The organism is Streptomyces sp. SM10 (assembly GCF_002910915.1).
In the GTDB taxonomy this organism is placed as follows: Bacteria; Actinomycetota; Actinomycetes; order Streptomycetales; family Streptomycetaceae; genus Streptomyces.
Genome location: NZ_NEUF01000095.1, coordinates 22,214 through 29,225, shown reverse-complemented (window position 1 = coordinate 29,225; position 7,012 = coordinate 22,214). Strand labels below are relative to the sequence as shown.

Here is a 7,012-nt window from a genome sequence, read left to right as displayed (position 1 = left end):
CGGGCTGGGGCGCCCCCTGCCGTACGGGAGTCCGGGGGTGGAGCGCCAGCCCGAGGGCGTGGTCCGCTCGGCCGACGAGACGGTGCGCGAGGCTCAGCGGCTGCTGGACGCGGGCATGCCGTTCCACGCCCACGAGGTGTTCGAGGACGCCTGGAAGTCGGGGCCGGACGAGGAGCGCGAGCTGTGGCGGGGCCTCGCGCAGATGGCGGTGGGGCTGACCCACTCGGCACGGGGCAACGCGGCAGGCGGAGCGCGGTTGTTGCGGCGGGGTGCCACCGCCGTCGAGGGGTTCCGCGGGTCCGGCCGCCACGGGATCGGTGTGGACGGACTCATCGGCTGGGCGCGGGAGCTGGCGGACCGGGTGGACCCGGCGGAGCCCAAGGCCGCGCAGGGAGGCGCCGGGGACGGGGCCGCAGGGGACGTTCCGGCCGTGGACGCGGCCGCGGAGGCCCCACGGTTGCGGCCCGGGGACCGGGCCGGGGAGTGAGCACATGAATGCGATATGTTTTGCACTTTCCTGACAGCGTGTTGATCGCGTCTGTCATGTTGCTCTTCTTGCTCTTCCACACATCGATCACGCTCTGAGACGGACGCCCGGATGACCGACATCATCAACGGCCTTGGCCGTGCCACCGCGTACGGGGCCCTCGGCGTCGTACTGCTCGTGCTCGGCATATTCCTCGTCGACGCCCTGACCCCGGGCAAGCTCGGCCGCCAGATATGGGAGGAGCGCAACCGCAACGCCGCGCTGCTCCTGAGTTCGGCTCTGCTGGGCATCGGCGGCATCGTGTTCACGTCGATCTGGACGACGTACGAGGACTTCGGCAAGGGACTCGCCTCCACGGCCGCGTTCGGGCTGCTCGGGCTGCTCATGATGGCCGTGGCCTTCCTCGTCGTGGACCTGGTCACGCCCGGGAAGCTGGGGGCCACGCTGGTCGAGCGCGAGCCGCACCCGGCGGTGTGGGTGACGGCGTCCTGCAACCTCGCGGTGTCCGCGATCGTGTCGGCGTCGATCGCCTGATCACGCGGTGATCCCGCGGTCCGGTGAACCCGGCGGTGCGCAGCCATTACGATCCGGCGTCATGAGCACTTCTGACCAGGACCAGGAACAGGAACAAGAGCAGGCCCGCGAGCGGGACGCGGAGCAGGTGGAGAGCCCCGAGGAGATACCCGGGCCCGCCGCGCAGGAGCAGAGACTCACGCCACGTCAGGCGCGGCGGCTGCGGATCGTCCTCTCGTCGGTGGGCATGGCGGCGATGGCGGTCGTCCTGGCCCTGCGGATAGCGAGCCGATCGTCGGTGCTGGTCGTCGGCGTGTACGGGCTCGCGCTCATCCTGTGCGGCGTGGTGATCGAGCTCAGCAGGAACGGCCGTACACGGCTCGGCAGCTGGCTGCTGGGGGTGGGCCTGGTGGCGGCCGTCGGCGCGGACTGGCTGCTGATTCCCTGACCGCTCCCCCGCCGGCCGGCCCCCTCCGGATCCCCTCCGCGGCGGTCACGACGCGCTGATCCGTACGGGCGCGCCGTGCGCGTCGACCCGGTCGAGCCAGTCGGCGGCGAGAGCGAACGGCCGCCCCGGCACCGCCGGCAACAGGATCCGCTGCCGGTGGAGTTCCCGTCCGTTCTGCGACACGACGAGCAGCGGACGCGGCAGTCGCCGCGCGGTGCGCAGCACGAACCGGTCCCCCGGCGGGCGGGCACCGTCCGGTCCCGTCACGTTGGGGGCGATCCAGCGGAGGGGGGCGTCGACGACCAGGCGTCGTCCGCCTCCTCCGGGATCCCCGGTTCCGGCCAGGTGGTGCAGCACGGGTACCGCCGCGGCCCGGCCCTCCTGGGCCGCGAACCCCGCCCGCTCGACGGCGTGCAGCAGGTTCCCGACGGCGAAGACGCCCGGCCGCGAGGTGCGGAACGCGGCGTCGTACGCGGGGCCCAGGGTGCCGGGGTCGAGGTGGAGCCCACCTCGCCGGGCGAGTTCGTGGTCGGGGACGAAGTCACCGGTCAGGACGACGGTGTCGCAGGGCAGCGTGGTGGTACGCCCGTCGTCGTGGCGCAGCTCCACCCCGGAGAGCCGTTTCCTGCCGGTGAGTCCGGTGATGGTGGCGCAGGTGAGCAGCGGGACGCTCCGGCTCCGCAGACGGACGGGAGGGGGCGGCCGGTCGGTGACCACGGCGACGACGTGGACGCCCGCGGCGCGCAGGGTGGCGACGGCGGCGTGGCGGACGGGCTCGCCGCCCACGACGACGGCCCTGCTGCCGATCCGCTGTCCGTACAGGTGGACGGCGCGCTGGAGCTCTCCCGTGGTGTAGACGCCGGCCGGCCGGGTCCCCGGGATCAGGCGGGCGCTGCGCGGGCGTTCGCGGGCACCGGTGGCGAGGACGACGGCCCGCGCGGTGATCCTTTCGAGCCCCGCGGGTCCGGTGGTCTCGACGGTGCGGGGTCCCGCCCAGCCCGTCACGGTGACGCCGGTGCGCAGGGACGCGCCCGCGCCCACGGCCGCCGACACGCCGTGCCGGGCGTAGGCGGGGCCGGTCGTCCCTCCGGCGTACGCGGACCCGGTCGCCGTGGCCCAGGCGTATGCCGAGCGGTCCAGGCGCCCGCCGAATCCGCCGTGGTGGCAGTGGCGGGGGATGCCGCCCGCCTCCTGCTCGCGTTCCAGGATCTCCACGCGTCCCGCGCCTGCCGCGGCGAGTTCGGCTCCGGCCGCGAGACCCGCCGGGCCCCCGCCGACGATCAGGACGTCGGTCTCGCGTTCGCTCACGGTCACGGTCGGTCCCCCTCGAACAGGGCACGGACGTCCGCACCGCAGTGGAAGCCCTGGCACCGGCCGCCCCGGGCGCGGGTGCGGCGGCGCAGGCCGTCCAGGGAGTGCGGCGGGATCGTCGCGGACAGCGCGTCGCGGATCTCTCCGAGGGTGACCTGTTCGCAGTGGCAGACGATGGTGCCGTACGCCGGATCGCGGGCGATCAGTCCGGCGCTCCGGTAGGGCCGGAGGAAGGCCTCGCCGAGGTTGGGCATCGTCAGGGGCGGGAGTTCGCGCGGCTCGCCGGCTTCCAGGCCGGTGGCCCTGAGCAGCCCCATGACGTGGCGTGCGATCGCCATGGATGCGGTGAGGCCGGTGGAGCGGATGCCGCCCACGGCGACGTAGCGAAGGCCGGGGTACTCCTGGATGCGGTAGTCCTCCTGCCCGGTGGCGGCGCGCAGGCCCGCGTAGACGGCGGTGACCTCCTCGTCCAGGAGTGCGGGGACGATCCGGCGGCCCTTCTCGCGCAGGAGGCGAAGGCCCTCCGCGGTGGACCCGGTGGCGGTCTTGTCGTCGAGTTCCTCGGCGGTGGGGCCGAGGAGGAGGTTGCCGAAGACGGTCGGTGCGACCAGGACACCCTTGCCCGCCGGGCCGGGGACCGGCAGGAGGATGTGTCCGACGAGGCCGCGGGCGAGCGTGTCGAAGACGATGAGCTGGCCGCGCCGCGGGGTCACGGTGAACACGTCGTGGCCGAGGAGCCGGTCGATCTCGTCGGCGTGCAGCCCGGCGGCGTTGACGAGGTGGCGGGTGCGCAGCGGACCGCGCGAAGTGGTCAGCACGTGCCCCCCGGAATCGCTGTCGACACCCTCCACCCGGCAGTTCAGGTGCAGGTGGACACCGGCCCTGACGGCCTGGGTGGCGAAGGCGAGCGGGGTGGTCCAGGGGCAGATGACGCTCTCGTCGGGGACCTCCAGCGCGCCCAGAGCGCCGGGACCCAGATGCGGTTCGCGCTCGCGGAGTTCACCGGCGCCGATGATGCGGGACGCGTGGTAGCCGTTGCGCTCGGCCTTGGCCCGCAGTCCCGGCAGCGCGGCGAGTTGCTCCTCGTCCCAGGCCACGAGGAGTGCACCGACCCTCTCCACGGGAATGCCGGTCTCGGCCGCGTAGGCGGAGAGGAGCTCGTGTCCTTCGCGGACGAGGCGGGCCTCCAGCGAACCGGGCACGGCGTCGAAGCCGGTGTGCAGGATCGCCGTGTTGGCCTTGGACGTGCCGTTGCCGATGTCGTCGGCGGCGTCGATCAGGGCGGTGCGCAGATCGTGGCGGGCCAGTTCACGGGCTGTTGCCGCGCCCACGACACCCGCGCCGACGACCGTGACGTCGTACGTGTGCTCCGCGCCCTGGTCCGGGGTCAGCGGGCCGGCCGTGGTGAGGGTCACGGTCACGGGCGCTCCAGGAGGCTGTCCACCGCGGCCCGGAAGCCCGCGATGCGCTCGGCCGCCTCCTCCGGGGCGATCCGTGGCTCGTACACGGCGGACGGCTGCCACGCGGGCGTCGCCCGGCTCGGTGTCAGCCGGGGGTCGAGGCCGAGCCGGGCGACGACCCCGGCACCCAGCGCCGTCGCGTCGGGCAGCGCCGAGACCTCGACGGGCCGTTGCAGCAGGTCCGCCTGGGTCTGCATGAGCAGGGAGGAGCCGGTCAGGCCGCCGTCCACCCGCAGGGTGGTGAGGGGCGCGCCGAGATCGCGGGCGACGGCATCGGCCAGGGCGACGACCTGTGCGGCGATGCCCTCGCAGAGGGCGCGGACCAGGTGGCCCGCGGTGGTGTCGAGGCCGAGGCCGGTCACGGAGCCCCGCAGATCGCTCCGCCACCAGGGGGCGGCGAGGCCCGCCAGCGCGGGGACGAAGGTGACCCCGCCGGTGTCCGGGACCGAGGCGCCCACCGGGTCGAGATCCGTGGCTCCGGAGATCACCCCGAGGTCGGTGAGCCAGCGTACGGCCGAGGCGGCCGTGTAGACCTGGCCGTCGAGGCAGTAGTCCGTGCGCCCGCCGAGGCGCCAGGCGACACAGCTGACCAGGCCGCTGGAGCCGCTGCTGGCCCGGCCGCCGGTCTGGGCGAGGAGGAACGCCCCGGTGCCGTACGTGCATTTGGCCTGTCCGGGCTCCAGGGCGTTCTGGGCCAGCAGCGCGGCCTGCTGGTCGACGAGGAGGCCCGTCAGGGGAGTCTCTCCGCCGAACGCGGTGGTGGTGCCGACGGCCCCGGCACAGTCGACGACGGCGGGCAGCCGCTCGTCGGACAGGCCGAAGATCTCCAGGGCCCGGGACGACCAGGCGACGTCGTGCAGGCCGAGCAGCTGGGTGCGGCCCGCGGTGGCCGCATCGGTGACGAACGCCCCGGTCAGCTGGTGGACGAGCCAGGAGTCGCTGGTGGTCACGACCCCTTCCCGGGTCAGTTGGCGGCGTATCCAGGCCATCTTGGGCGCGGCGAAGTACGGATCGAGCGGCAGCCCGGTCAGCGTCCTCACCTCTTCGGCGTGTGCGGCGAGTTCCCGGCAGATCCCTTCCGCGCGCCGGTCCTGCCAGACGACGGCGCCGGTGAGAGGCCGGCCGTTCGCGGGGTCCCACGCCAGCACGGTCTCACCCTGGTTGGCCAGGCCGACGGCCGCCACGGGTTCGGCGGCGTCCGCCACCGCCATCCGGCCGGCTTCGAGGACCGACCCGATCAGCTCGGCGGGGTCGGTCTCCACGAGGCCCCGGGGCCCGTGGCGCGGGCGCACGGGCGAGGAACCGGAACCGATCACCCCGCGTTCGGGACAGATCACCAGCGCCTTCGTGCCGGAGGTCCCCTGGTCGATGGCGAGTACCGGTCCCCTCAAGCGACGCTCCAACCGTGCGGGCCGCCCTGACCCGGGCGGAATCGTGATCATCTGGTCCCCCGGCCCACAGTCATGCAGACCACGTCCTGCGTCAACCCTCGCCGGAACATCCGGTCCGGAGCCACGCACGAGAAGCAACGTCCTGCTTCACGAGGTCACTTGAGTAAGATCCACGGAGTCGCCCGACCGATGACGCAGGGGCTCTAAACTCACCGCCGAGTGGACAACCGGACTATGAACAAAAGGTGTTCACGACTGCACTGCCCAACCCCCCACGCTCCTTGAGGATCCATGACGAGACGAATCTGCGCCGCGCCGCCGTGCCCGGCTCGCCGCCCTGCCCCCTCCGTGTTCTCAGGGGCGGGGCGCCATCATGGCCGCAGGTGACTTCCGGCCGGTCTACCATCCCGCGGGACACGATCACGACCTGCGCGCGGCGTTACAGGACCTGCGTACCGGCCGTTGGCTCGCCATGCGGAATCTGCTGGAAAGCACACCGGACTGGGCGCTCTGGACCCAGCGGACCCAGGTGCTCGCGGCCGTGGCCGCGGGTTCGGACACGGTGCAGGCCTGGCTGACCGAGGAGCCGCGGAGTGCCGCGGCGGCCGTGATGCACGCCCGGGTCACCGTGGAACGGGCCGTCCGCGCCCACCGGGAGAGGCGCCCGAGCGCCCAGGAGCTGTGGCAGGAGGCGTGGCAGGGGTGCCGCTCCGCCGCCCACGCCTCGCCCGAGGACCCGGTGCCCTGGGTCTGTCTGCTCGCACTGTCGCAGATCGACGAAGGGCAGCGGCTGGAGGAGCACCGGCTGCTGCCACCGGGACCCATGCTGTTCCCCGGCCCCTGGGGACTCCTCGCGGAGGCGGACCGACGCGATCCGTTCAATCGCGAGGCGTACCACCGGATGCTGCAGTTCGTCTACGCGAGACAGTCGAGCGGTTCGCTCTCCGAGGCGGTCAACTTCGTCCAGTGGGCGGCCTCGTCCGCCCCGGAGGGCTCCGCGCTCCATGTGCTGCCGCTGTACGTGCGGGTGGAGCGCTACCGCCGTGAGCACGGCAGCGACCACGCGCTGGACCTGCACTGGGTCACCGAGGACGGCGAGCGTGACGCCCGGCGGGCCCTGGGCGTCTGGTTCGCCTCGGCCGAGCCGGCCACCCGGTCCCTGCTCGATCTCAACCATCTCGCCCACGCGTTGTGGGGCTCGCTCCGGTTCGCCGAGGCCGCTCCGGTGTTCCGGGCGATGGGGCCTTACTACACCTCGGCCCCGTGGGCCCACCGCACGCGCACCCCCCGGGATCCGGCCGGGACCGAGGACGTGTTCCTCCGGGCCCGGAGCCGCTGTCTGGCCGCCGGCCAGGCCCCCGGGAGAGTGCCTCACGGCTGACCGGACTCGGGTCCCTCCCCC

Annotated in this window: 7 protein-coding genes; 4 read left to right on the top strand and 3 right to left on the bottom strand. The window is 73.5% G+C overall.

From position 1 onward, the window contains the following. From B9S57_RS14080 to B9S57_RS14070, 3 genes are all read left to right on the top strand, one after another. Positions 1 to 487, top strand: a 487-nt coding sequence (locus B9S57_RS14080) for a DUF309 domain-containing protein (RefSeq protein ID WP_258036383.1), incomplete at its 5' end; no start/stop codon positions are given. Between the two features lie 111 nt (positions 488 to 598). Then, positions 599 to 1,021 carry a DUF350 domain-containing protein gene (locus tag B9S57_RS14075; protein ID WP_103515911.1) on the top strand — a complete coding sequence of 141 codons (423 nt, stop codon included), beginning with the start codon at positions 599 to 601 and terminating at the stop codon, positions 1,019 to 1,021. A gap of 61 nt (positions 1,022 to 1,082) precedes the next feature. Further along, positions 1,083 to 1,448, top strand: coding sequence for a hypothetical protein (locus tag B9S57_RS14070; RefSeq protein ID WP_103515910.1), 366 nt, complete (start codon positions 1,083 to 1,085; stop codon positions 1,446 to 1,448). Between the two features lie 45 nt (positions 1,449 to 1,493). Here the strand turns inward: B9S57_RS14070 and B9S57_RS14065 are convergent, their stop codons facing one another. The 3 genes from B9S57_RS14065 to B9S57_RS14055 are packed head-to-tail and all read right to left on the bottom strand — an operon-like array spanning position 1,494 to position 5,610. After that, positions 1,494 to 2,762, bottom strand: a complete 1,269-nt coding sequence (locus tag B9S57_RS14065; RefSeq protein ID WP_103515909.1) for an FAD-dependent oxidoreductase — start codon at positions 2,760 to 2,762, stop codon at positions 1,494 to 1,496. After that, on the bottom strand, positions 2,759 to 4,180 hold the full coding sequence (locus B9S57_RS14060; protein WP_103515908.1) for an FAD-dependent oxidoreductase: 1,422 nt from the start codon (positions 4,178 to 4,180) through the stop codon (positions 2,759 to 2,761). The genes B9S57_RS14065 and B9S57_RS14060 overlap by 4 nt, the downstream gene beginning before the upstream one ends. Continuing rightward, positions 4,177 to 5,610, bottom strand: coding sequence for an FGGY family carbohydrate kinase (locus B9S57_RS14055; RefSeq protein WP_103515907.1), 1,434 nt, complete (start codon positions 5,608 to 5,610; stop codon positions 4,177 to 4,179). The genes B9S57_RS14060 and B9S57_RS14055 overlap by 4 nt, the downstream gene beginning before the upstream one ends. A 373-nt stretch (positions 5,611 to 5,983) precedes the next feature. On the opposite strand from B9S57_RS14055, the gene B9S57_RS14050 reads away from it, so the two are divergent. Continuing rightward, positions 5,984 to 6,991 (top strand): hypothetical protein, encoded by a 1,008-nt coding sequence (locus B9S57_RS14050; protein ID WP_103515906.1) that lies wholly within the window; start codon positions 5,984 to 5,986, stop codon positions 6,989 to 6,991. The last annotated feature ends 21 nt before the right edge of the window (positions 6,992 to 7,012 follow it).

Bases quoted from the DNA above. Each gene is read 5' to 3' on its own strand.
- B9S57_RS14075 (WP_103515911.1), top strand. From the start codon at position 599: ATGACCGACATCATCAACGGCCTTGGCCGTGCCACCGCGTACGGGGCC.
- B9S57_RS14070 (WP_103515910.1), top strand. From the start codon at position 1,083: ATGAGCACTTCTGACCAGGACCAGGAACAGGAACAAGAGCAGGCCCGC.
- B9S57_RS14050 (WP_103515906.1), top strand. From the start codon at position 5,984: ATGGCCGCAGGTGACTTCCGGCCGGTCTACCATCCCGCGGGACACGAT.